The following is a 1,127-nucleotide window of genomic DNA, read 5'->3' as shown; positions in this document are numbered from 1 at the left end:
GCCTATTGCACTTATCCGGTCGCGAGCCTGGAAACCGAGGAACCCGACGCATTGCACAACTACCCGGGATTCCCGAAACCGCGCTAGTTTCCAGGGAAGGCACGCGAGAGGGGCGCGATGACACATACGATCCTGATGGGCGATCCGACCCATTTCTCCGTGGTCGGAGGCGCCAACCCCCATACGCGAGATCGCTGGGGCCGCAAGAAGTCGGTCGATCGCGAACTCGCAATCGTGCAATGGCAGCGCATGCGCGACACATTGCGCGACCTGGGTTTGCGCGTCGAAGTCGTACCGCCCGACCCGGCCCACCCCGGTCTCGTGTACCCGGCCAACGCGGGCTACCGCGCCGGGGATGAATTCATACTCTCGAACCTGACGCCCACGCGTGCCGGGGAACAGGCCCATTACCGCAAGCTGATCGAAAACCTCGGTCTTCCCTGTCACACGATCGAAAGCCGCTTCGAAGGCGAAGCCGATCTATTCCCCTGCGGGGTGTTCACGATCTTCACGCACGGCGCAATCGAAAAGCAGCGCTTCGTACCGCGCCTGGGCATTCCGCCCTGGAAGCGCATCTACGGCTTTCGCAGCGACCCGGCCTGTCTGCGCCAGATCAACGAGATCCACGAATTCGAGCGCAAGATCCTGCGCGTGCGTCTTGTGGACGAAGGCTATTACCACGGCGACACGTGCCTGTGTTCATTCGGCCCCCAACGCCGCCACTTACTCGCCTATCTGGACGTCGTCGAACGCCAGAGCCGCGACATGTTGCGCGACCGCATGGAAGACGACCTGATCGAGATGGGCGACGAAGACGCCGCCATCTACGCCGCCAACTCCTTCGCCTTCGAACGCAACGGCGAACACTTCCTGGTCATGCCCGAAGGCGTCTCGGACTCCCTGGAAAGCAGACTGCGCGAACGCGGAACGACGATCGTCAAGGTCGACGTCAGCGAGTTCTACAAGAAAGGCGGCGGAAGCGTGAAGTGCATGATCGGGGACCTGGGAGAGATCAGAGGCAGCTGAGCTTCTGATTCCCCTTTGATCTCAAGGTCTTCTGCTGACGGGAAACAGATCGAATCGGTCGGCCACACGGTCGCCTAAGGAGATTAGATGGCGGGGACCCG

Annotated in this window: 1 protein-coding gene; it reads left to right on the top strand. The window is 61.6% G+C overall.

The window, feature by feature from the left end:
* The first annotated feature begins 117 nt into the window (after positions 1-117).
* Positions 118-1,026 carry a hypothetical protein gene (locus tag GY725_10110; GenBank protein ID MCP4004537.1) on the top strand — a complete coding sequence of 303 codons (909 nt, stop codon included), beginning with the start codon at positions 118-120 and terminating at the stop codon, positions 1,024-1,026.
* Positions 1,027-1,127: the final 101 nt, after the last annotated feature.

It is taken from the genome of bacterium, assembly GCA_024226335.1.
Lineage (GTDB): Bacteria > Myxococcota_A > UBA9160 > SZUA-336 > SZUA-336 > JAAELY01.
Note: the sequence above shows the minus strand (reverse complement) of the source record. Positions and strands in the feature narration are given on the sequence as shown.